The organism is Sphingomonas sp. Leaf30, from assembly GCF_001422525.1.
Lineage (GTDB): Bacteria > Pseudomonadota > Alphaproteobacteria > Sphingomonadales > Sphingomonadaceae > Sphingomonas > Sphingomonas aerolata.
Map to the genome: position 1 here is coordinate 293,242 of NZ_LMKZ01000001.1, position 21,954 is coordinate 315,195.

General features: G+C 66.6%; 25 protein-coding genes and 1 riboswitch. Of the genes, 13 read left to right on the forward strand and 12 right to left on the reverse strand.

Annotated elements, in window-relative coordinates; genetic code table 11:
- The first annotated feature begins 167 nt into the window (after nucleotides 1-167).
- Nucleotides 168-479, forward strand: coding sequence for a metalloregulator ArsR/SmtB family transcription factor (locus ASE89_RS01390; protein ID WP_056673357.1), 312 nt, complete (start codon nucleotides 168-170; stop codon nucleotides 477-479).
- Complete coding sequence (locus ASE89_RS01395; protein ID WP_082451179.1) at nucleotides 455-1,114, forward strand: SdpI family protein; 660 nt, start codon at nucleotides 455-457, stop codon at nucleotides 1,112-1,114. The genes ASE89_RS01390 and ASE89_RS01395 overlap by 25 nt, the downstream gene beginning before the upstream one ends.
- Nucleotides 1,115-1,147: 33 nt before the next feature.
- Here the strand turns inward: ASE89_RS01395 and ASE89_RS01400 are convergent, their stop codons facing one another.
- Entirely contained in the window at nucleotides 1,148-2,977 is a 1,830-nt protein-coding gene (locus ASE89_RS01400; RefSeq protein WP_056673363.1) for an ABCB family ABC transporter ATP-binding protein/permease, read from the reverse strand.
- A gap of 121 nt (nucleotides 2,978-3,098) precedes the next feature.
- Here ASE89_RS01400 and ASE89_RS01405 point away from each other — a divergent pair, with 121 nt between their 5' ends.
- The gene (locus ASE89_RS01405; RefSeq protein WP_056673365.1) at nucleotides 3,099-3,329 is read left to right on the forward strand and encodes a hypothetical protein; all 231 of its coding nucleotides are present in this window, start codon (nucleotides 3,099-3,101) and stop codon (nucleotides 3,327-3,329) included.
- Nucleotides 3,330-3,463: 134 nt separating this feature from the next.
- Here the strand turns inward: ASE89_RS01405 and ASE89_RS01410 are convergent, their stop codons facing one another.
- From ASE89_RS01410 to crtY, 4 genes are all read right to left on the reverse strand, one after another.
- A complete protein-coding gene (locus ASE89_RS01410) occupies nucleotides 3,464-4,405 on the reverse strand; it encodes a phytoene/squalene synthase family protein (RefSeq protein WP_056673368.1) in 942 nt (313 codons plus the stop codon).
- A 160-nt stretch (nucleotides 4,406-4,565) separates the two neighbouring features.
- Nucleotides 4,566-5,147, reverse strand: coding sequence for a TIGR00730 family Rossman fold protein (locus tag ASE89_RS01415; RefSeq protein ID WP_031394045.1), 582 nt, complete (start codon nucleotides 5,145-5,147; stop codon nucleotides 4,566-4,568).
- Nucleotides 5,148-5,346: 199 nt separating this feature from the next.
- On the reverse strand, nucleotides 5,347-6,825 hold the full coding sequence (locus ASE89_RS01420) for a phytoene desaturase (protein WP_031394044.1): 1,479 nt from the start codon (nucleotides 6,823-6,825) through the stop codon (nucleotides 5,347-5,349).
- Nucleotides 6,822-7,988, reverse strand: a complete 1,167-nt coding sequence (gene crtY / locus ASE89_RS01425; protein WP_031394043.1) for a lycopene beta-cyclase CrtY — start codon at nucleotides 7,986-7,988, stop codon at nucleotides 6,822-6,824. The genes ASE89_RS01420 and crtY overlap by 4 nt, the downstream gene beginning before the upstream one ends.
- 235 nt (nucleotides 7,989-8,223) lie before the next feature.
- Here crtY and ASE89_RS01430 point away from each other — a divergent pair, with 235 nt between their 5' ends.
- Nucleotides 8,224-8,817 carry a GNAT family N-acetyltransferase gene (locus tag ASE89_RS01430; RefSeq protein ID WP_082451180.1) on the forward strand — a complete coding sequence of 198 codons (594 nt, stop codon included), beginning with the start codon at nucleotides 8,224-8,226 and terminating at the stop codon, nucleotides 8,815-8,817.
- A gap of 16 nt (nucleotides 8,818-8,833) precedes the next feature.
- Here the strand turns inward: ASE89_RS01430 and ASE89_RS01435 are convergent, their stop codons facing one another.
- Complete coding sequence (locus ASE89_RS01435; protein WP_056673371.1) at nucleotides 8,834-9,592, reverse strand: hypothetical protein; 759 nt, start codon at nucleotides 9,590-9,592, stop codon at nucleotides 8,834-8,836.
- 247 nt (nucleotides 9,593-9,839) lie between these two features.
- On the opposite strand from ASE89_RS01435, the gene ASE89_RS21495 reads away from it, so the two are divergent.
- The 4 genes from ASE89_RS21495 (at nucleotide 9,840) to thiC (ending at nucleotide 13,750) form a co-directional block, all read left to right on the forward strand.
- The gene (locus ASE89_RS21495) at nucleotides 9,840-10,013 is read left to right on the forward strand and encodes a hypothetical protein (RefSeq protein WP_330219034.1); all 174 of its coding nucleotides are present in this window, start codon (nucleotides 9,840-9,842) and stop codon (nucleotides 10,011-10,013) included.
- A gap of 195 nt (nucleotides 10,014-10,208) precedes the next feature.
- Complete coding sequence (locus tag ASE89_RS01440) at nucleotides 10,209-10,658, forward strand: DUF2141 domain-containing protein (RefSeq protein ID WP_236701580.1); 450 nt, start codon at nucleotides 10,209-10,211, stop codon at nucleotides 10,656-10,658.
- 69 nt (nucleotides 10,659-10,727) lie between these two features.
- On the forward strand, nucleotides 10,728-11,591 hold the full coding sequence (locus ASE89_RS01445) for a MipA/OmpV family protein (protein ID WP_236701581.1): 864 nt from the start codon (nucleotides 10,728-10,730) through the stop codon (nucleotides 11,589-11,591).
- Nucleotides 11,592-11,680: 89 nt separating this feature from the next.
- Nucleotides 11,681-11,788, forward strand: a riboswitch (TPP riboswitch).
- Between the two features lie 39 nt (nucleotides 11,789-11,827).
- Nucleotides 11,828-13,750, forward strand: coding sequence for a phosphomethylpyrimidine synthase ThiC (thiC, locus tag ASE89_RS01450; protein WP_056673374.1), 1,923 nt, complete (start codon nucleotides 11,828-11,830; stop codon nucleotides 13,748-13,750).
- A gap of 55 nt (nucleotides 13,751-13,805) precedes the next feature.
- Here thiC and ASE89_RS01455 read toward each other — a convergent pair whose 3' ends face one another.
- On the reverse strand, nucleotides 13,806-14,111 hold the full coding sequence (locus tag ASE89_RS01455; protein WP_056675124.1) for an alkylphosphonate utilization protein: 306 nt from the start codon (nucleotides 14,109-14,111) through the stop codon (nucleotides 13,806-13,808).
- A gap of 25 nt (nucleotides 14,112-14,136) precedes the next feature.
- Nucleotides 14,137-14,262, reverse strand: coding sequence for a hypothetical protein (locus tag ASE89_RS21410; RefSeq protein WP_260171387.1), 126 nt, complete (start codon nucleotides 14,260-14,262; stop codon nucleotides 14,137-14,139).
- Between the two features lie 168 nt (nucleotides 14,263-14,430).
- Between ASE89_RS21410 and ASE89_RS01460 the strand changes: the two genes are divergently transcribed.
- Both ASE89_RS01460 and ASE89_RS01465 read left to right on the forward strand, forming a co-directional pair.
- Entirely contained in the window at nucleotides 14,431-14,982 is a 552-nt protein-coding gene (locus ASE89_RS01460) for a hypothetical protein (RefSeq protein WP_056673377.1), read from the forward strand.
- A complete protein-coding gene (locus tag ASE89_RS01465) occupies nucleotides 14,975-15,613 on the forward strand; it encodes a YbhB/YbcL family Raf kinase inhibitor-like protein (RefSeq protein ID WP_056673382.1) in 639 nt (212 codons plus the stop codon). Before ASE89_RS01460 ends, ASE89_RS01465 begins: the two co-directional genes overlap by 8 nt.
- Nucleotides 15,614-15,656: 43 nt before the next feature.
- Here ASE89_RS01465 and ASE89_RS21415 read toward each other — a convergent pair whose 3' ends face one another.
- The 3 genes from ASE89_RS21415 to ASE89_RS01475 form a co-directional block, all read right to left on the reverse strand.
- Nucleotides 15,657-15,785 carry a hypothetical protein gene (locus ASE89_RS21415; protein WP_269082936.1) on the reverse strand — a complete coding sequence of 43 codons (129 nt, stop codon included), beginning with the start codon at nucleotides 15,783-15,785 and terminating at the stop codon, nucleotides 15,657-15,659.
- Nucleotides 15,786-16,120: 335 nt separating this feature from the next.
- Nucleotides 16,121-17,158, reverse strand: a complete 1,038-nt coding sequence (locus ASE89_RS01470) for a GGDEF domain-containing protein (protein WP_056673385.1) — start codon at nucleotides 17,156-17,158, stop codon at nucleotides 16,121-16,123.
- Between the two features lie 68 nt (nucleotides 17,159-17,226).
- Entirely contained in the window at nucleotides 17,227-17,757 is a 531-nt protein-coding gene (locus ASE89_RS01475; RefSeq protein ID WP_056673387.1) for a peroxiredoxin, read from the reverse strand.
- A gap of 91 nt (nucleotides 17,758-17,848) precedes the next feature.
- On the opposite strand from ASE89_RS01475, the gene ASE89_RS01480 reads away from it, so the two are divergent.
- Entirely contained in the window at nucleotides 17,849-18,679 is an 831-nt protein-coding gene (locus ASE89_RS01480) for an inositol monophosphatase family protein (protein WP_056673391.1), read from the forward strand.
- Between the two features lie 190 nt (nucleotides 18,680-18,869).
- On the opposite strand, the gene ASE89_RS01485 is transcribed toward ASE89_RS01480, so the two are convergent.
- Entirely contained in the window at nucleotides 18,870-20,993 is a 2,124-nt protein-coding gene (locus tag ASE89_RS01485) for an AsmA family protein (RefSeq protein ID WP_056673395.1), read from the reverse strand.
- Nucleotides 20,994-21,192: 199 nt separating this feature from the next.
- Between ASE89_RS01485 and rpmI the strand changes: the two genes are divergently transcribed.
- Together rpmI and rplT are read left to right on the forward strand one after the other, a co-directional pair.
- Nucleotides 21,193-21,396, forward strand: a complete 204-nt coding sequence (gene rpmI / locus ASE89_RS01490; protein WP_031395289.1) for a 50S ribosomal protein L35 — start codon at nucleotides 21,193-21,195, stop codon at nucleotides 21,394-21,396.
- 19 nt (nucleotides 21,397-21,415) lie between these two features.
- The gene (gene rplT, locus ASE89_RS01495) at nucleotides 21,416-21,781 is read left to right on the forward strand and encodes a 50S ribosomal protein L20 (RefSeq protein ID WP_031395288.1); all 366 of its coding nucleotides are present in this window, start codon (nucleotides 21,416-21,418) and stop codon (nucleotides 21,779-21,781) included.
- The last annotated feature ends 173 nt before the right edge of the window (nucleotides 21,782-21,954 follow it).

Genomic DNA, 21,954 nt, shown 5'->3' on the forward strand with positions numbered 1-21,954 from the left:
GCAGGCCGGGGTCCAGTTGGAAAGCCGGTCGCAACGACGGAATGCCCGCAATGAGCAACGCTACCCAACTGGACCCCGGCCTGCGCCGGGGAGGCGCAAACCCCGTCGAGCCATCGCTAAAGTTTAGCCATCTTGCTAATTAGCGACTTTACGAATAAACAAAGCGCATGGACTCGGTCTTCGACGCCCTTGCACACCCGACCCGCCGCCGCATCCTCGAGCTGCTGAAGGGCGGCGCGATGACCGCAGGGGCGCTGGCCGACGCGTTCGCGGTGTCGAAACCGACCATGTCCAATCACTTCGCCAAGCTGAAAGCCGCCGGCCTGATCCAGGCCGAAAGCCGCGGCACGTCGATCGTCTACACGCTCGATCTGTCGGTGATGGAGGAGGTGGTGATGGGCTTCATGGGGCGGCTTCGCGTCGGTGCCGCGGATAACGATAAGGGGGACGAGACATGCGCTACCGAAACCTCATCATAGCCTCTGCAGTGACTGCGGCTGGGCTCGCGATCGTCGCCGCGCTCGCGCTCGGGCGGTTGCCGGCGGGGACGCAACTGCCGACGCATTGGGGCCCTGATGAGCTGCCCGACCGGTTCGCCGATGCAGAAACTGCTCTGTTCATGCCTGTCGCGCTGACGGTCGTGGTCTCGCTGGTGATGGCGGCGCTGCCCTCGCTCGAACCGATGCAGGACAAGCTCGAACAATCCGCTCCGCTCTACCGCACGGCCTGGGCCGGGCTGCTCGGAATCCTGATACTGGTCGAGGCGATGGTCGCCGCGCCGGCCTTTGGCATCACGCTGCCCGCGACGACGATGCTGGTCGGGATCGGGGTGCTGTTCGTGGCGCTCGGCAACGTCCTGCCGAAGTCGCGCCCGGGATTCTTCGTCGGCATCCGCACGCCCTGGGCGATCATGGATCCTGATAACTGGATCGCCACGCATCGTTATGGCGGCCGTATCATGATGGGGGCGGGGTTCGGGTTGATCCTCGTCGGGCTGCTGCCGATGCAGGGCGAAACGCGCACGTCGTTCGTCATCGCGCTGCTGCTCGTGATGGTCGCGACGCCAATCCTTTACTCGTTCTTCTACTGGCGGCGGACGCACCGGGCAGGGTAGGCCTTGTCGCGTGCAGCAAGAACGGATGCGTCGCTACTCGGCCGCCAGCGCCCCGTCATCATGCCCAGCACGCTCCTGCGCTTGGCGGTTCCACATCTCCGCATACACACCTTCGCGCCGCAGCAACTCGGCATGCGTGCCCTTCTCGACGATCCGCCCCGCCTCCAGCACGACGATCTGGTCCGCATGCACCACGGTCGACAGCCGATGCGCGATCACGATCGTCGTGCGGCCGCGCTCGATCGCTTCGAGCGTGTCGAGGATCTCCGCCTCGGTGCGGCTGTCGAGCGCCGACGTTGCCTCGTCGAGGATCAGGATCGGCGGGTTCTTCAGCAGCGTGCGTGCGATCGCCACGCGCTGCTTCTCGCCGCCCGACAGCTTCAGACCACGCTCGCCGACGCGCGTCGCATAGCCCAGCGGCTGGCGTTCGATGAACCCTGCGATCGCCGCGCCCTTCGCCGCCGTCTCGACCTCGGGCATCTCCGCGCCCTCGCGGCCATAGGCGATATTGTAGCCGATCGTATCGTTGAACAGCACCGTGTCCTGCGGAACGATCCCGATCGCCGCGCGCAGCGATGCCTGGCGGACCTGCGCAATGTCCTGCCCGTCGACGGTGATCCGCCCGCCCGTCAGGTCGTAGAAGCGGTAGAGCAGCCGGGCGAGCGTCGACTTGCCCGCGCCCGACGGCCCGACCACCGCGAGCGTCGATCCCGCGGGCACGTCGAGCTCGAGATCGCGCAGGATCGGTCGGCCCGCATCATAACCGAACGAGACATTCTCGAACCGGACATGACCCGCGCTCACCGCCAATATGGGCGCGTCGACCACGTCGACGACGGAAGCGGGCGTGTCGATCAGGTCGAACATCGCCGCCATGTCGAGCGCGCCCTGGCGGATCGTGCGATACACCATGCCGAGCAGGTCGAGCGGTCGGAACAGCTGCGCCAGCAGCGTCGAGACGAAGACCACGTCGCCCGCCGACGCTTCGCCCCGGCTCCACCGCCACACGACGAAGCCCATGCCGCCCGCGAGCATCAGATTGGTGATCAGCGCCTGGCCGAGGTTCAGCCATGCGAGCGAATTCTCGCTTTTCACCGCGGCTTCGAAATAGGCGGTGATCGCGCTGTCATAGCGTTTCGCCTCGCGCTCCTCCGCGCCGAAATACTTGACCGTCTCGAAGTTCAGCAGCGAATCCACCGCATGCGCGACCGCACCGGTATCGAGGTCGTTCATGCGTGCGCGCAGCGCGTTGCGCCAGTCGGTGACCATCCGCGTGAACGCGATATAGCCGACCACCATCACGACCGTCGCGACGACCAGCGGCCAGCCGAACTTGGTCCAGAACAGGCCTAGCACGAGCACGAGTTCGAACAGCGTCGGCGCGATGTTGAACAGCAGGAAATACAGCATCGTGTCGATGCTCTTAGTCCCGCGTTCGACGACCTTCGTCACTGCGCCCGTTCGGCGCGACAGATGAAAATCGAGGCTCAGCGCATGAAGATGGCGAAACACCTGCGCGGCCAGACGCCGCGACGCGTCCTGTCCGACACGCTCGAACACCGCGTTGCGCAGATTGTCGAACAGCGTCGTCCCGAACCGCGACGCCGCATAGCCGACCACCAGCAGCACGACGAGCGTCAGCGCGCCGCGGTCGTTCCCCGCCATCGCATCGACCGCATATTTAAGCGTGAACGCAGCGCCGAACACCTGCACCAGCTTCGACGCGATCACGAGCAGCATCGCGACGACGATCCGCACCTTCAGCTTCGGCTGCCCCGCCGGCCACAGGAATGGCAGAAAGCGGCGGAGCGTCGGCAGCAACGGCTGGTCCGCGCGGGTGGAGGTGTAGGTATCAGGGGGCATTGCTGGTGGTGATGTAGGCGTGGTCAAGCCCCGGTGAAAGCGGTTGGCGGAACAATCCTGCCACTTCGTCGCTTTTCATACCGTGTCCAACGCCGGGCATAGCGATCCGCTGGAGAATGAAATGGAACCGCTGTTCTACGTCATGGCCATCATGGGTTGCAGTGACGGCAATGTGAACTGCACCGAGGCGCGGGTCGTGCCGGCGCGCTATGAAACCATGGCACAGTGCCGCGCGGCGCTTCCCGATCAGCTCGCGCAGAACACCGACGTTCCCTATCCGATGATCGGCGCCAACTGCCGCACCGCGGGCGCGCAGATCGCCGTGACAGGCAAGGCCAAAACCAGGGGCTGATATGCCGGTTCACGCGGGTTCGAGTTCGCCTCTTCCCCGTTCGTGCTGAGCGAAATCGAAGCACAGACCCCGAACGGAGGCCCTTCGACTTCGCTCAGGGCGAACGTATGAGGGGTGAGGCGTGAAAGACGAAGCTACCGCGGCCGTGTCCACAGCCTCGGATCGCGCGGCGTACGCGGATACAGCCGCTCCCGCGCCGCTGCTTCCCGGGCGGCTCTCGCGATAAATCCCAGCTTCTGCGCCCCCGACGTCGTAACGCGGTGATCCCAGGCATGCTCGCCACGCGCCGCGACCGCCCGCCCGATCGCGCCATAGATGCCGGCCGCTGACAGCACGGCCCAGGCCGACCGGAACGACAGCGCGGGCGTGCCCTCCCGTGCGCTCGCCTCGAACGCCGCCGCGCGGTCCGCCATCCGTTTCGTGAGCACCGCGAGGCGCGCGCGGAATGGCGGCTTCATGTGCTGGCCGGGCGGAAAGTCCATCTCGACCAGCCAGTCCTCGGGCAGGTAGCAGCGCCCGACCCGGTCATCCTCCTCGACATCACGCATGATGTTGGCGAGCTGGAACGCCATTCCCAGGTCACAGGCGCGGTCGAGTGTGTCCTCGTCGTCGGGATCGACGCCCATCGCGATCGCCATCATGCAGCCGACGACGCCCGCGACATGGTAGCAATATTTGTACAGGTCGTTTTCGGAGCGCGGTCGCCACTCGCGCGCATCGAGCGCGAAGCCCTCGACCAGATCGCGCGCGAACCGCTTGGGCATCCGCGTCTCGGCCGCGACGATCCGCAGCGCGTCGAATGCGGGTTCGCCGACGACCTCGCCCGCCAGCGCCTGCTCGGTCATCGCCGACAGCGTGACGAGCCGCGCCGGGGCATCGTCGACCACGGTCATGCCGTGCCCGTGATCCTGCCCGTCGGCGATGTCGTCGCACCGCCGGCACCAGGCGTAGAGCAGCCACGCACGCTCGCGCGTCGGCTTGTCGAACAACAGGCTGGCGGCCGCGAAACTCTTCGATCCGCGCGCGATCGATTCCTTCGCCGTCGCGACGATCGCTTCGCGGGTGGGGGTGGTCATGACGCCACCCCGACCATCGTTATTGCCACCACCCCGGCGAAGGCCGGGGCCCAATCGGAAAGGCCGGAGTAACGACGCGCAATGCTCACCAACTGATGTCCCCCAATTGGGCCCCGGCCTTCGCCGGGGTGGAGCAGGATAGTGTGCGGCCTCAAGGCGGTCACAGATCCGACGCGTTCATCCGGACGATCGGCTGTGTCGGCACATGCTCCGCCATCCGGTCGAGCAGCAGGTCGAGCGTATCCGCGACGATCAGCAGATCACGGTGCTGCGGTCGCAGGAAGCCGACCTCGCCCATCTTGTCCCAGAACGCGATCAGATGGTCGTAATAGCCCGCGGTGTTGAGCAGCCCGACGGGATCCGCATGATAGCCGAGCTGCGCCCAGCTCAGCGCCTCCCACAGCTCGTCCATCGTGCCCGTACCACCGGGAATCGTCACGAACCCGTCCGACAGGTCGGTGAACATCTGCTTGCGCTGGTGCATGCCCTGCACGACGTGGAGTTCGGTCAGCCCCCGGTGCGCAACCTCCGCATCGACCAGCGCCTGCGGGATCACACCGATCACCTCGCCGCCCCCCTCGAGCGCACCGTCGGCGATCGCGCCCATCAGGCCGGTGCGGCCACCGCCATAGACGAGGCCGATTCCGCGCTCGGCAAAGGTCCGTCCCAGCGCGCGTGCGCCTTCGATATACAGGGGATCAGCCGGCGTCGCCGACCCGCAATACACAGCAAGTCTTTTCATGTGGCCTCGCTAGGGGAAGCGCGCGTGGTGCCGCAAGAAAAGAATGGATTCGCGCGGAGACGCGGAGAACGCGGAGGTGTTGCAGTCCGGACAGCGCTTGCGCTGTCTTCACGCCCGCTCCGCCATCCGTTGGAGACACGGTCGCTTCGCGACACGCGCATCACCTCCGCGTCCTCCGCGCCTCCGCGCGAACAAACCCTTACTGCTCGCCCTCAAGCATCAGGCGCGCCGTCGCCTTGGCACTCCCGACGACGCCCGGAATCCCCGCCCCCGGGTGAGTCCCCGCGCCGACGAAGTACAGATTCGGGATATGATCGTCGCGGTTGTGCACGCGGAAATAGGCGCTCTGCGTCAGTACGGGTTCGAGCGAGAAGGCCGAGCCCAGATGCGCGTTCAGATCCTGCGCGAAATCCTTCGGCGCATAGCTGAACTTGGTCACGATCCGGTCGTGGATGTCGGGGATCAGCCGCCGGCCGATCTCGTCGAGGATCCGCTTTTCCAGGATCGGGCCGATCTCGTCCCAGTCGACCGGGAACTTGCCGAGATGCGGCACCGGCGCGAGCGCGTAGAAGGTCGAATGCCCCTCCGGCGCCAGGCTGGGGTCGGTGACGGTCGGATGATGGAGATAGAGCGAGAAATCTTCCGCCAGCACGCCGTGATCGTAAATGTCCGACAGCAGCCCCTTATAGCGCGGCCCGAACAGGATCATGTGGTGCGGAATGCCGGGCCACGTGCCCTTGATGCCGAAATGCACGACGAACAGCGACGGGCTGTACTTCTTGCGCTCGAGCGACGCCTTGGTCCGCTGTCCGCTGCGCGACGTCGCCAGCAGGTCGCGATAGGTGTGCATGATGTCGCTGTTCGCCGCCACCGCATCCGCCTGGCCCGACCAGCCGCTCGCCGTCGTGACCCCGGTCGCGCGGTCGCCCAGCGTCTCGATCGAGGTAACCGGGTCGTCGAGCCGCAGCACGCCGCCCAGCCGCTCGAACTGGGTCACCAGCGCCGCGACCAGCCGGTTGGTGCCGCCGCGCGCGAACCAGACGCCGCCGTCGCGCTCCAGCTTGTGGATCAGCGCATAGATCGCGCTGGTCGTCATCGGATTGCCGCCGACCAGCAGCGTGTGGAACGAGAGCGCCTCGCGCAGCTTCTCGGACTTCACGAAGCTCGACACGATCGAATAGACCGAGCGCCAGGCCTGGTATTTCGCCAGTGCCGGCGCCGCCTTGATCATCGATCCGAAGTCGAGAAACGCGACATGGCCGAGCTTCTCATAGCCTTCGTGAAACACGCCGGCGGAATAGGCGAGGAACTTCTCATAGCCCGCCCAGTCGCCCGGATGCAGCTTCTCGATCTCCGCCCGCATTTGCGTATCGTCGTTGGTATAATCGAAGTTCGTCCCGTCCGCCCAGTTCAGCCGGTAGAAGGGCAGCACCGGGTCGAGCGTCACGTCCGCGCTCATGTCGTGCCCGCTCAGCGCCCATAGTTCGCGCAGGCAGTCGGGATCGGTGATGACGGTCGGGCCGGCATCGAAGGTGAAGCCGTCGCGCTCCCAGTAATAGCCACGCCCGCCCGGCTTGTCGCGGCTCTCGACGATGGTCGTCTGGACGCCTGCGGATTGCAGCCGGATCGCGAGCGCCAGCCCGCCAAACCCTGCGCCGATGACGATAGCTGTCTTCATGATCTCATACTGCCTGCGATGGCGCGGACGGCGCGCACGATGGGGACGGGGGGCTTGCCGGTCAGGATCCGCGCCTTGTCGGTCATGGTCGAACGTCCGGCATAGAAACGGCCTATCAGCGAAGGGGAGAGGCGATAGAAGCGCTCGAGGATCCGGTAGCGTTCCTCGGGCTCCGCCGCGCGGAACAGCATCGTGTCGAGCATCCGGTAGAAACCGCGGCTCTTCCACGTCGCCTGCGCCATCGCATAGGTCGCGTCGTGCAGCCGCGCGCCCGAGAAATCCCCCAGCGCCGCGATCATCGACGCGGTCCGCACCGCATCGGGCAGCGAATAGCCGGTGGTCGGGTGGAACATCCCCGCGCGCATCCCCGCCTTGGCGACACGCGCCCCGGTCGAACGCCAATAGGCCTCGAAATCGCCGCCCATCGCCACCGGCAGCACGCCCGATTCCTCGCGTTCGATCCGCTTCACCGACCAGCCGCGCTCGGCGACATAGGCATCGATCCGGTCGCGCAGCACGGGCAGATCGAGATCTGGCGTGTCGCTGTAATAGGTGTCCTCGACGAACATCCGCCGCGCCTTGAACGGCAGGCAATAGACGAAGCGATAGCCGTCGAGCTGTTCGACGCCTGCATCCATCACCATCGGCCGCGGCGCCTTGTGCATCGCGTCGAGCAGCAGCTCGCGTCCGAGGAATTTCTGCCACGCCAGATCGAGCAGCGTGAGGTCGCCCGGCCCGCGCGCGTCGATCACCCCGGTCGCTTCGATCCGGTCGCCGTCGCTCAGCACCACCGCGGTCGCGCTCGCGCCGCTGACCTTGCGGTCGAGCATCAGCGCGTGCGGCGGCAGGACGCGGCGTACCTCGCGGTCGAGCTGGACGCTCTCGATCGAATTGTAACGCGCGTCGATGGTTCGCGCATGCCCTGGAAAGCGCACGTCATAGCCCTGCCAGCCATGCACCACGAGCGGCGCGACGATCCAGCGGTCCGCCGCCGCGACGTCGCTGTCGAAGAACGACCAGAGGTGGTTGCCGCCGACCGTCGGGGCGGCATCGACCAGCCGCACGTCGAGCGCCGGATGCTTCGCTTTGAGCGCCAGCGCGATCATCCCGCCGGCCAGGCCCGCGCCAACGATCGCGACGTCGCAGGAGATCGTCGATGCCATGGCTCCGACTAGCGCAAACCGGCGCCTGCGAAAACAGCCTTTCCCGCCCAATCGCACGCGAAGACAACCTGCATTGCCGGCCCGGCGGCCTCTTCCGCCACCGGGGCGATCCCCCGCACGTCATCGCCTTCCGCGGCCACCACGTGACGGACGCGAAGGGACGGGGGACGTCAGGTCGGGCATGGCGCGCCGCCGCCATCTCCGCCACTATGTCCATGCCAGATCCGGAGCCGCCATGCCCCCCTCACACCCGACCGACGCTTCGCCAGCACCGCACGCCGGCGATCCCGACCCCCGCCACCCCCAGGCGCCGACGCTGGCCACGCCGCGCCTGACGCTGACCGGCCATGTCCCTGCCGATCTCGACCATTGCGCCGCGATGTGGGCCGACGCCCGCGTCTATGCGATGATCGGCGGCTCGCCGCGCAGTCGCGAGGAGGTGTGGATCCGGTTGCTCCGCTCGATCGGGCAGTGGACCGCGTTCGGCTATGGCAGCTGGATCGTGCGCGAGACTGCGACCGGCCGGCTGATCGGCGAGATGGGTCTGATCGAAGCGCGGCGCGCGATCCTGCCGCCGATCGACGGTCCCGGTGCGGTCGGCCCCGAAATGGGCTGGACGCTGACCGGCGACGCGCAGGGACAGGGTTATGCGTCGGAGGCGATGGCGGCGGTCCTGGCCTGGGCCGACCCGCGCATCGCCGCCACGACCTGCATCATCGACCCAAGCAACGCGCCCTCGCTCCGCCTCGCCGAGCGCCTCGGCTACCGCCTGCGCATCGAGGGCCGCTATCGTGACGCGCCGATCCTGATCCTCGACCGGCGCGCCTGACCTGGGTTCGAGGCGGCTATTTCGGCTTGGCGTTGAGCGTCGCCATCCGTGCGACGACCGCCGGGCTCGTGCACGTGGCTTTGTCGAAGCTGGTCGATGGCGGCCGGCGCAGGCAGGTGAAGGCGACCTCTTGCTCCGGGATCATGTCGAGCGGTTCGACGCCAGCATCCTTGCGCGCGATGACGGCGCGCAATTTGGCAAGATAGGTATCCCACCCGCGCTTGTCGGTAACGAGCGTGAGCGATCGATCGGCCGTATCGATCAGCCTCGCTGCCTCGTCGAACCGACCCATCTGCCGGGCAGCGTTCGCGGCCCGTGCCTCCAGCCATAGCCGGTCCGCTACGGGCGTTGCAGGGCCCAATGCCCGAACGCCACGGATGAACAATGTCTGATATCGCTGGAACTGGCTATTCTGCGCGTCGGTGCTGATTTGGGACCTCGGATCGGGCGTCACCTGCCAGATGGCCGACAGCAAAAGTCCGAGACGCAGAACCTCCGGCCGGCCCAGCTTTCCGGCGAGCCAATAGGCCCGGTAATAGGTCGTCTCCGAGCCGATCAGCCGTTTATAATCGGCGGTGCCGATCAGCCGCGCGAGGTTTTCCGCGTCCTGGGTCGAGACCTTGTCGAAAACGACCAACTTGTTGCTCGGGCATTCAGGAAGCGGAAACGGAAAGGGCAAATAGCTGTACGGCTTGCCGTCGGGGCGCTCGCCATAGGTGCTGAACATCGCGGGCTGCCATGCCGAGAACGTCTCGCCGCCCACCGGGCAGGTCATTTCTGCAGGCCCACCGTGAAGCGGAGGCAATTGTCGCGGAGCGGCGGTCGGCACGGGCTGGGCCGATTGCAGCAGTATTGCGAGCAAAATCACTATTGTGGTCCCCGATTATGTCGTGCGGAGGATGCTATGAAAGTCGCGATCCGGCGACAACGACCTTCTGCGGGATGCGCTCGCGGTCATCTTCCCGATCGCGCGGTGTACGAGCGGCCATCACCCGGCACGCGCAGATGCTTGTGAGCGCGGCATGACGATCACGCTCGTCATCTCCTTGTCTGCGATTGACGTTTTACCGGGTGCGCCCGCCGACCGCGTGTGCTGCAAAGGCGTTCGCTCCAATCTAGGCGCTGCCGTTGCTGTGATAATTCCGCTACGGGTCGTGGCGATTCCGACCCTGGCGGTGCGCTCGGTTTGGCTCTGACGGTCATGACCGTTATGGAGGGGGCCAATCCGATGGGCCGGGAGGTTTTTCCCCGGTTCATGTGGAGGGGAGCATTGGGGACATGGCTGATCACGGCCAGCCACCATCAGCCACATTATGAACGATACAGGTGCAATTATGAGCTCACTTTCCGGTTCTGGGATCGGCTCTGCGGCACCGACCGGGAGCACGGCGATGCAGGCAGATCGCATGCCAAGGCTGCCGCGCGTGCTGGCCGCGGCGGCGCTCTGGGCCGTTCTGGCGGCGGCGAGCCCGGTCACGCGGCTTGACGTCGAGGTCGACAATCTTCGCTCAGCCAAGGGCTTGATCCGTATCTGCCTGACCGCCGACCCCGACAATTTCCCTGCCTGTGTCGACGATGCCAAGGCACTGACCCGGACCCTGCCCGCCGCGGTCCGGACGACGAGCTTTTCGGGCCTGCCGCAGCGCGGCTATGCGCTGGCGATCATCCATGACGAGAACAGCAACTCCAAGCTCGACACGATCGCGGGCATCCCGCGCGAGGGCTATGGTTTCTCGAACAACGCGGCGGTACGCTTCGGACCGCCGCGCTTTTCCGCGGCACGGTTCATGCTCGCCGGTGATGCTGAAATGCAACAGGTCAGGATGCGTTACATCTTCTGACGGATTGCAACGGACCGAATGGGGTTGCCCCGCGTTGCGCGGTGGAACCTTTTTGTCCGGAGCCCGTCCTTGCGCGCATTCTCACTCGTTCTGACTGCCGCAACTGCGGCCGTCGCCCTCGCCACGCCGGCACTTGCGCAGACGGATCCCAATCCGACCCCGCCAATCACCGATCCCGCCGACAACAACCGGATCACGCTCGGTCTGGGCGTCGCGTCGCTTCCCGATTACGAGGGTGCGGACAGCAACAGCTTCACCCCCGGCGCGGTCGCGATCGGCACGATCCGCGGGCATGACTTCTTCACGCGCGGTACGCAGCTCTACGTGAACCTGATCCCCAATACCGGGTCGGTCGGGATCAACTACGAAGTCGGCGTTATCGCCGCCGTCCGCACCGATCGCACGGGCCGGGTCGACAACCGGCAGGTCCGCGCGCTCGGCAAGATCGACACGGCCTATGAAGTCGGCGGCTTCGTCGGCATCGGCAAGACCGGCGTCATCACCAGCGATTACGACACGCTGACCGCGCGTGTCGCCTATATCCACGACGTGTCGGGCACGCACGACAGCTATGTCATCACCCCGCAGGTCAACTACACCACGCCGCTGTCGGTCCGCACCCTGGTCGCCTTCGGCCTGTCGGCGGATTATGCAGGCAAGGGCTTTGGCCGGACCTATGCCGCGGTCACGCCGATCGGCACGATCAACAGCGGTCTGCGCACCTATGACATCAACGACAGCGGCTTCCGCCGGGTCAACGTCTCCGCGTTTGCTTTGCAGAGCCTGTCGGGCGATCTGCGCCGCGGCTTCGGCGTCGGCGCAGGGGTGCTCTACGGCCGCATGCTCGGCAAGTACAAGGACAGCCCGATCGTCGCGGACGTCGGCGATGCCGACCAGTGGCTCGGCGCGGTGGGCCTGACCTACACCTTCTGATCGCAACCCGCCGATCGATCCGAAACCCCGTGCGGCCCGGCCGTGCGGGGTTTTTCCGTTTGCGCCCCCGTCCGTTGCGCCTATGCTCGCCCTACCCCGGGGGAGCGCCGATCCGCGCTTGAGAGGAAGGCAGGAGCCTTCGACCCGCTGAACCTGATCCGGTTGATACCGGCGGAGGGAGGGAGCGGTCGCCACAGAACCGCATGCCTTGCTCCGAAACCTTTAGGAGCAAGCGCATGGCCGATTACGATCCTCGCATCCCGACCGCCGACATCGGCGTCACCACCGGCCCGATCCGCGGCTCGCGCAAGATCCATGTCGCGGTGCCCTCCAGCCCCGACGTCCGCGTCGCGATGCGCGAGATCGTGCTCGACCCCAGCTGCTCCGAGCCGCCCTTGCGCGTCTACGACACCAGCGGTCCGTACACCGACCCCAGGGCAACGATCGACATCAACGCCGGCCTGCCGCAACTCCGCCGCCAGTGGATCGAGGCGCGCGGCGACGTCGAAAGTTACGACGCGCGTGAGATCCGGCCCGAGGACAATGGCCAGCTCGGCCCCGACCGCTCGGGCGGCGTCCCGCAATTCCCCGGCAGCATCAAGCGCCCGTTGCGCGCCAGGGCTGGCGCCAATGTCAGCCAGATGCACTATGCCCGCCGCGGCATCATCACCCCCGAGATGGAATATGTCGCGACCCGCGAGAATCTCGGCCGCGCGATGCTGAAAGAGTATAAGCGCGACGGCGAAAGCTTCGGTGCGTCGATCCCCGACTTCGTCACCCCCGAATTCGTCCGCGACGAGGTCGCGCGCGGCCGCGCGATCATCCCCAACAACGTCAACCACCCCGAATCCGAGCCGATGGCGATCGGCCGCAACTTCCTGGTCAAGATCAACGCCAATATCGGCAACTCCGCGGTTGCGTCGAACGTCGCCGCCGAGGTCGACAAGCTCGTCTGGTCGATCCGCTGGGGCGCCGACACGGTGATGGACCTCAGCACCGGCCGCAACATCCACGACACGCGCGAATGGATCCTGCGCAACAGCCCCGTGCCGATCGGCACCGTGCCGATCTACCAGGCACTCGAGAAGGTCGGCGGCATTGCCGAGGAGCTGACCTGGGAAATCTTCCGCGACACGCTGATCGAACAGGCGGAGCAGGGCGTGGATTACTTCACAATCCACGCCGGCGTTCGCCTCGCCTATATCCCGATGACCGCCAAGCGGGTCACCGGCATCGTCTCGCGCGGCGGCTCGATCATGGCGAAATGGTGCCTCAGCCACCACAAGGAGAGCTTCCTCTACGAGCGCTTCGACGAGATCACCGAGATCATGAAGGCGTATGACATCGCCTATTCGCTCGGCGACGGGCTGCGCCCCGGCAGCATCGCCGACGCGAACGACGAGGCGCAGTTCAGCGAGCTCTACACGCTCGGCGAACTCACCCACCGCGCATGGCAGAGCGACGTCCAGGTGATGATCGAGGGCCCCGGCCATGTGCCGATGCACAAGATCAAGGAAAACATGGAAAAGCAGCTCGAGGTCTGCGGCGAGGCGCCCTTCTACACGCTCGGGCCGCTCACCACCGACATCGCGCCCGGCTACGATCATATCACCAGCGGCATCGGCGCGGCGCAGATCGGCTGGTACGGCACCGCGATGCTTTGCTACGTGACGCCTAAGGAGCATCTCGGCCTTCCCGACCGCGACGACGTGAAGGTCGGTGTCGTCACCTACAAGCTCGCCGCACACGCTGCCGACCTCGCCAAGGGTCACCCTGCCGCGCAGATGCGCGACGATGCGTTGAGCCGCGCGCGCTTCGAATTCCGCTGGCGCGATCAGTTCAACCTGAGTCTCGATCCCGATACGGCCGAGCAATATCACGACCAGACGCTCCCCGCGGAAGGCGCCAAGACCGCGCATTTCTGCTCGATGTGCGGCCCCAAATTCTGTTCGATGAAGATCACGCAGGAGGTGCGCGACTTTGCCGCGAAACAGAATGGCCCGGCCGACACGTTCCTAGCGGCCGATGTCGATCATACCGACGCCAACCGCGCGATCTTCGCCAAGGGTGCGCATGCCGACGCGGAAAAGGGCATGGCGGAGATGAGCGAGAGGTTCCGCGAGAAGGGCAGCGAGATCTACCTCCCCGCGGACGTCTGATCCGCCACACCCCGAACTCCTCCCCCGGCAGGGGGAGGACCAGGGGGGGCGTCCGTTACCGCTTGCGAACGAACTCCGCGCGCAGGACCAGACCCTTGATCCCGTCGTAGCGGCAATCGATCTCCTGCGCGTCACCGGTCAGCCGGATCGCCTTGATCAGCGTGCCGCGCTTGAGCGTCTGGCCCGCGCCCTTGACGGTCAGGTCCTTGATCAGCGTCACCTGGTCGCCGTCCGCCAGCACGTTGCCGACCGAGTCGCGGACCACGACCGTGTCGTCGTCCGCCGCGCGGGTCGTGGATGCGGCGTCGGCGGCGACCCATTCGCCGCTGGCCTCGTCATAGACGTAATCGTCGTCCGCCATCGTCATCGTCCTGTTTCGTGCCGGATCACTTGAGCGTCGTCATCTCGACGGGCTTGCCCTTGGTCGTCGGGTTCGAGGCGTTCGCCTTGGGCTCCTTCTCGGCCTTGGGCTTGCGGACTTCCTTGTTCGATTTCTTCTGGCTCTTGGCCATGATGCTGCCCTTCCGGCGGGGCGGAGCGCCCCGGGACGGCGACGATACACGCTTGCGCTCGCGCATACCCGTAGATTCGGACCGTCGAATCGCCCCGGCAGTGCGGGCATCGCGGGCAACCTCGGCCCGGTCGGCGCGTTGGGATGAAAAGAGCATGAGGGGGCTGCGATGCATATCGGATCCGGGGCTGCGCCGATCACCCTGTCGCTGCGTGCGGGGATGGTAATGCTTGCCATGGCCGTGTCAGGCTGCAGTGCGGGCGACGATCCCCAGCAGACCGCTGCGGTCGCCAACTTCACGCCGCCTGCCACGCGGACGCCGACCCCCGTGGCGGGGCAGGCGCAGACCACGCCGCTCACCGCCTATGTCGGCAAATATCCGCATGACGCGGTCGATGGCGTCGATTTCTTCGATCGCACCGAGGTGGCCGGCGGGTTGCTCGCGGTGGTCGACGATGCCCGGCTGCGGTCGCTGATCCGCGGACGCTCGGGACCGCAGACGCCGATCTTCCAACGGGGCCGGCGCATCGCCTCCTGGGGGTGCGAGGCGCATAACTGCGGCGATCACAACTGGATGGTCGCGATCGATCCGGCGGGTGGGACAGCGCAGGCCTGTTATCACGATGCCGGTACGATGCGCGATCAGAGCCGCTGGTATGCCGATGGCGCACCGGTCCTGCGCCCCGGCGCCTGTCCTTCGGAGGGTGGAAACGATGCTTGAACACATGCCTGCCTGGCTCGGCCACGCACTTAAAGGATTGCGCGCTGGTGCCGACGCGTTGGTGATCGCCCGGTCCGGTCTCGGGTCGGGCGCGCAGGCCGGCACGGGGTTCGCGACGCTCGACCTGACCAGCCCCGCCTTCGCGCATGAAGGGCGGTTGCCGCCGCGGTTCACCGCCGATGGTGACGGGGTGTCGCCGCCGCTGCTCTGGAGCGCGCCGCCTGCGGGCACCGCCGCGCTCGCGCTGATCGTCGAGGATGCGGATGCGCCGACGCCGCAACCACTGGTCCACGCGATTGTCTGGCATATTGCCGCCGATCGACTGCGACTGGCCGAAGGTGCGATCACAGCCGACGGCGCAGGGACGCCCGATGGCGATGTCGGGCGCAATTCCTATCTGCGCGAAGGCTGGCTGCCGCCCGATCCGCCGACCGGGCATGGCGAACATCGTTACGCCTTCCAGCTTTTCGCGCTCGATGCGGCGCTGGGCGATCCGGGCGTGTCGCCGGGCCGCACCGCGCTGGTCGAGGCGATGTCGGGACATGTGCTCGCGGCGGGGTTGCTGATCGGGACCTATTCGCGCGAGGAGGCCGCGCCCGTCGGCCCCGCTTCATCGGCCATGCCGGCCTGACCGCGACCCGCGCGTGGCGGGCAGGGATCCGGCGCGCTGCCGGTCAGGCGAATGCTGCGGCGTGGGTCGCGATCAGCAGGACGGTGGTCGAGAAGGCGACGATGCCGACGAGCAGGCCGCTCTCCCGCAGGCGGTAGGGCCGGGATTGGCCGCGATGGAGGTGACGAAGCATGATGCATTCTCCGCAGTCAGGCCGGATCACGCGATCGGGATGATCGGCGTCGCTGCGCTGATCGCGATGCCGGCGAAGACCAGCGCCCCCGCGAACGAGAGGAGGATGCGCTTGGCGGATTCGAAATGGATCGAGGACATGGTGGCTTCCCTTCGGTGATGGCGGCGTCCGGACCATCCGGCTGCCGATATCCCCTGCTTTGCACACCCCGTGCCAGTTCCGTATCCGGCTGAATCAGCGCGGTTTTTCGCAGCAGCTCCGCAGCAGTTGGGATTTTGCGCCACACGAATCCGGTGAACGGCGCCAAGGATCGGTGCCGCGGACCGCCGCGGGGATCAGGCGGCGCAGATCCGGTCGCGCCCGTCGCCCTTGGCTGTGTAGAGGAGCCGGTCGGCACGGGCGAACGCGCTCTCGGCGGCTTCGTCCGCATGGATCGCGGTGACGCCTGCCGAAAAGGTGATCTGGCCAAGCGGCGAATCGGTCTCGCGATTGCGGAAGCGTTTGGCGGCGACGATCGCGCGGACCGAATCGAGCAGGCGCGCGGCGTCGCTCAGGCTGACGCCGCACAACAGCACCGCAAACTCCTCGCCGCCGTGCCGCACGACGAGATGCCCCTCGCACCCCGCCGCGATCATCTGGCCGATCGCGGTCAGCACCCGGTCGCCGACGCCGTGGCCGAACGCGTCGTTGACTCGCTTGAACCGGTCGACGTCGCATACCGCCAGGCAATAGGGGCCCTTGTCCGCGTCACGGGCGCCGAACGCCTCGTCGAACGCGCGGCGGTTGGGCAGGCCGGTCAGAGTATCGCGCCGTGCGCTGTCGCGCGCCTCGATCAGCTTGGCACGCAGGACGTCGGTCTCGTGCTTCGCCTTGGCCAGCCGCACCTCCGACTCGCGGATCCGGCCGATCATCGCGGTGGTGATCCGCGTGATCTCGTCGATCTCGGCCAGTCCCGGCGAGGTCGTGATCGCCGCCGCGCTTTCCGCCAGGTCATGGCCGAAGCCGCGGGTCTCGGCGTGGATGCTGTGCATGATCGTCGCGAACCCGTCGACATACTCCTGCGTCTCGGCGACCAGCCGGTCCGCCTGCCCTTCGCGTTGCGCGGGATCGCACGGGCCGTCGTGATCGACCACCGCAGAGGGCTCGGTGACCTGTCCGCCAAGCGCCTCGATATCCCTGCGCAGCAACCGGACGCCGCCCTCGGTCAATTGCGCAACCTGCGCCGCGAGCGGGCCGTCGGGTGCCGACAGCACGGCATGCGCGAACGCATAATGCGACGGATCCGGACGCAACCGGTGCTTACGGAGGAATCGGCCGATCTGGTCGAACAGGTCCTCCGTGCCCACCTGTTGTGCGCCCTGCGCGTCCCGCATGTCATTTGCCCCCGTTTCGCCCCCGGAATAGAACGACAAAGGTTAGCAACGCGTGACGATTTGCGGATCTATCGGCGGTTAAGCGTCTCAACTGCGGCCAGCGTCGAACTGACATGCTCGGCCGGGTTCATGTCGTCGTGAACAAAGGCGACCCGGCCGTCGCGGCCGATCACGTAACTGGTGCGCTTCGTGACATTGCGTCCCATCACTTGCTTGCCGAGCGCGACGTCATAGCCCGCGACGACCTTCGGCCCTGCACTTGCGACCGCGAACTTGCCCGCGCATTTCTCCGCCGAGAATTTGCTCAGCGTCTCGACGTTGTCCGCCGACATGCCGATCACCGTCGCGCCGGCCTTCTTGAACGCGGGGACTGCCTCGGCAAAGGCATGCGCCTCGGCATTGCAGCCGCCGGTATAGGCCGCGGGGAAGAAGTAGAGCACGACGGGGCCCTTCTTCAGCTGTTCGGCGAGGTGGACCGTGAACACCTTGCCGGCGATCGCGCCGCGCGTGGTGAAGTCGGGCGCCTTCGCACCGGGCGCGAGCGCCGCGACTGCGGGGGTGGCGAGGAGGAGGGCGGCGAGAGTCGGGACAAGGCGCATGGGGCTATACTCCGGTATGATCGCAGTGACGTACGCCCGCTCGCGGCATCCGTCCATTGCTCGCGCCGTACCGTATCGATAGGCAGGGCAGATGCCAGTGACCCAAGCCGATATCGACCTCGCGCACCGCCTCGCGGATGCCGCGGGCCACGTCATCCGACCCTATTTCCGCCACGAGCACGGCGTCGAGATCAAGGACGACCAGTCCCCCGTCACCCGCGCCGACCGCGAGGCCGAATCGGCGATGCGCCGGCTGCTCGACGCCGAACGCTCGGGCGACGGTATCGTCGGCGAGGAGTTTGGCGAGAAGACCGGCGTCACCAACCGCAAATGGGTGCTCGACCCGATCGACGGCACGCGCAGCTTCACCGTCGGCCGCGCGATCTTCGGCACGCTGATCGCGCTGGTCGAGGATGGCTGGCCGGTGCTCGGGATCATCGACCAGCCGGTCCAGCGCGAACGCTGGGTCGGCGTCGCGGGGCGTTCGACGACGCTGAACGGCGTGCCGGTGCGCACCCGGGTCTGTCGCGAGCTGGCGGGATCGACGATCGCGACGACCAGCCCGCATCTGTTCGGCGAGGCTGACGTCCCGCATTACCTAGCGCTCGTCGCGGCGATCTCGGGCGGCAATCCGCGCCAGGGGCCGGTCTATGGCGGCGACTGCTATAATTACGGGCTGCTCGCGAGCGGGCATCTCGACGTCGTCTGCGAATCGGGTCTCCAGCTCTACGATTTCGCTGCGCTGGTCCCGGTCGTCGAAGGCGCCGGCGGGATGATGTGCGACTGGAACGGCGACCCGCTGACCGCGGCGAGCGAAGGCCATGTGCTCGCGATCGGCGATCCGGCGCGGCTGGACGACGTGCTCGAGGCGATGCACCGGATCACGGGTGATGCGCATGACCATGGCGGTCACGACCACTGAGACCGTCTTGGCGGGAAGGCGGGCGTTACGCCTCGCACCCAGTCCCATATCCGTCATCCCGGCGAAAGCCGGGACCCATGGACACGGCACGGTCGCTAACCGCGCTGGCCGAAACCATGGGCCCCGGCTTTCGCCGGGGTGACGGGATGGGTGTGGTAAGCTTAAACGAACTCGCAGAATGGCCGCCGCTTTAGAAGATCCCGAGAAACTTCTTCTTCTGCCCTTTCTTCTCCGCCTCGGACGCCTTGCCGTCTTCGCCCTTGGCGGTCGTCCCGCGGCCGACATCGTCGCGCGTCTCGCCCTTGGTCGTCCGCTGCGCCTTGGCTGTCGCGCCGGCCAACACCGGGCCGCAGGCGGTGGCCTTCGCATCGCCGACATCGACGAACGCGAGCACACCCGCGACCGGCGTCGCCACCAGCGCGAGGCCCAGCCCGGTGCCGACGCGGGCGAGCAGGTCCTTCGAGACCACGCTCATCTTCGGTGCCGCGAACACACCGCCAAACCCAACCGGCGACTGGCCCGCAAACAGGCTGAACTTCTTCGAATCGGCACGGAAGGCGAGGTCGACCGCCTCGTTGCGGAAGCTGAACCCGCCGCGCCCGACGATCACGTTCTTCTTCGTGTCGATCAGGATCGGGTCCGCCGCCGCCACGCCGCCGCGCACGGTGAAGCCGATCAGGCCGCAATTGACCTGGACCGGCTCGTCGAGCTTGCCTTGGAACATGCGCTGCGCGAACGTGCCGATGTCGAGCTCGGCGAGCTGGACGTTGCGCACCGACAGTGCGCCCGACGGCATCACGAACGCGATCCGGCCGCGTGACGACGCCAGCGAATCATGGATCGAATCACCGCGCCCGTCGAGCTTGATCCGCCCCTTGATCGTCCCGGTCGTCCCCGCCTCGGCAAGCCCATAGCCCTTGAGCAACCGCCCCATCGGCGTCGGCGCGAGGCGAATGTCGTAGGCCACCGCGCTCGGCCGCGACCGCGTGTCGAAGACCGCGTCAGAGGCGACATTGCCGCGCGCCATCGCAAACGTCAGCGGCGACAGCGCCAGCCGCCCGCGCTCGAGGCCGAGCGTCAGGTCGACGTTCGAGATCGGGATGTTCTTCGACCGGACCACGCCGATCGTCCATTTCAGGTCGGCATCGAAGATCTGCATCGTCTCGACCGGGAAATTCCCATCGGGCAACAGGCGTTGCGCGCCCGCGCCGGTCGCGGCGGCAGCCGCCACCGCGCCGCGGCTTTCGACGATGTCGGGATTGTAGCCGATGAACGGCGCGGCATCGACGATGTCGAGGCTCTTGGTCGCCAGCACCGAATCGAGGTGGATGCGTTCGCCATTGGTGATCGTCAGCTTGCCCGCCAGATCGGTCTTCCCCGCCACGCCGGTGATCCGCGTGAAATGATATTCCTCGCCCTGTTTCACGAGCTGCCCGCGCAGCCGATAGGTGCGTGTGTTCGGGATCGCGACGTCGATCACGCCGAGTAGGGTCGACAAATTGGCGCCGCGCGCGGTCACCGCGAGCGGCACGTTCTCGACGTCCGCGATGCTCGGCAGCGTGCCGGCGACGTCGATCACGTTGCCCGCCGCGCGCATCCGCGCGACCAGCTTGTTCTGTCCCCGATTGGCGGTCGCGTCGGGCGACAGCAGCTGCGCGGTCACCGTGAACGGCGTCTCGCGCAGCTGGCCGGTGCCCTTGAGGCCGACCGCGCGGCCGATCGTCGCATCGACCGAGCGGATGTCGGCGACATCGAGATTGGCGAGCACGCGCATCCGCGGGTCGAGATAGCGCACGCTCGTCCCCGTCACCGTCGCCACGTCGATCCGCGGGAATTCGAGCGGCTCGCCGCCCTTCTTGTCGCTGAACGTCCAGCTGTTGGCGGTATGCGCGGCATTCCACTCGAGATCGACCGCGCCATTGACCAGATCGAGCCAGTAGAGCCGCCGCTTGCCGAAGATCAGCGACAGCGGCGCGATCCGCGTGTCGAGCTTGTCCGCCTGGAACAGGTTGGGCCGGCTCGCCCAGTCGGGGTTGGAGAGCGTGAAGCGCTCGGCATAGAATTTGATTCGGAATGGCGCGAAATAGAGCTGAAAATCGCCGCCGACCGTCACCGTCCGGTGGGTCATCGACCCGACGATCCGCTCGAACGGATGCTTCAGGAAGCGACCCTTGGTGATGTAGAGTACCAGCCAGATCGCGGCGATCACCGCGACGATCCCGATCAGAATGTTGCGCAGGATCCGCCGTTTGCGCCTCTTCTGCGCCGCGGCGGGCGGGGGGGCGTCGATCGGCTGCGTCGGGCTGGCGTCCATGATAAGCCTATCGCACGGCGGGCGTAGCGGTTCCACTATGGTCGGATGCCGCATTAACGCGGGAATGCGACTTGAGATTTCGGACCGATGCGGGTATCGGCCCCGCTTCCTCGAAGGGATGCGCGTTCGACGAATCGCCCGGCCAGTGTGGGCTGCCGCGGCGATTTCAGCGTTTCCCTTCGTAACCGAAAGGATAAAAATGCCCAAGCTGAAGACCAAGAGCGGCGTCAAGAAGCGCTTCAAGCTCACCGCCACCGGCCTGCTCAAGCACGGCGTCGCCGGCAAGCGTCACCGTCTGGCGCATCACAACGGCAAGTACATCCGTCAGAACCGCGGCACCAAGCTGCTGTCCAAGGCCGATACCGCAGCAGTGAAGGCCTGGGCGCCTTACGGCCTGCGTTGAGCTGAGAAGGAATTAGACAATGGCACGCGTAAAACGGGGTGTGACCACCCGCGCCAAGCACAAGCGTATTTTGGTTCAGGCGAAGGGCTATTATGGCCGTCGCAAGAACACCATCCGCATCGCCCGTCAGGCCGTCGAAAAGGCCGGACAGTACGCATATCGTGACCGCAAGGTTAAGAAGCGCACCTTCCGTGGCCTGTGGATCCAGCGCATCAACGCCGGCGTCCGCGCCGAGGGTCTGACCTATTCGCAGTTCATGCACGGCGTGAAGCTGGCGGGTATCGAACTCGACCGGAAGGTCCTGGCCGACATCGCCATGCACGAGGGCGCAGCCTTCAGCGCGATCGTCGCACAGGCGAAGGCAGCACTCCCCCAGGCCGCGTAATTCGCGACTGAGGTTAGGCTTGAAAAGGGCGCCGGTGGGAAACCACCGGCGCCCTTTTTCGCGTTTGGCGCCGATGCTTTTCGTCGCCCCCATCTACGTCATTCCCGCGAAGGCGGGAATCCATAGTGGCAAGCCGTTGTGATCGTCACCACGGTCCGCCACTATGGATTCCC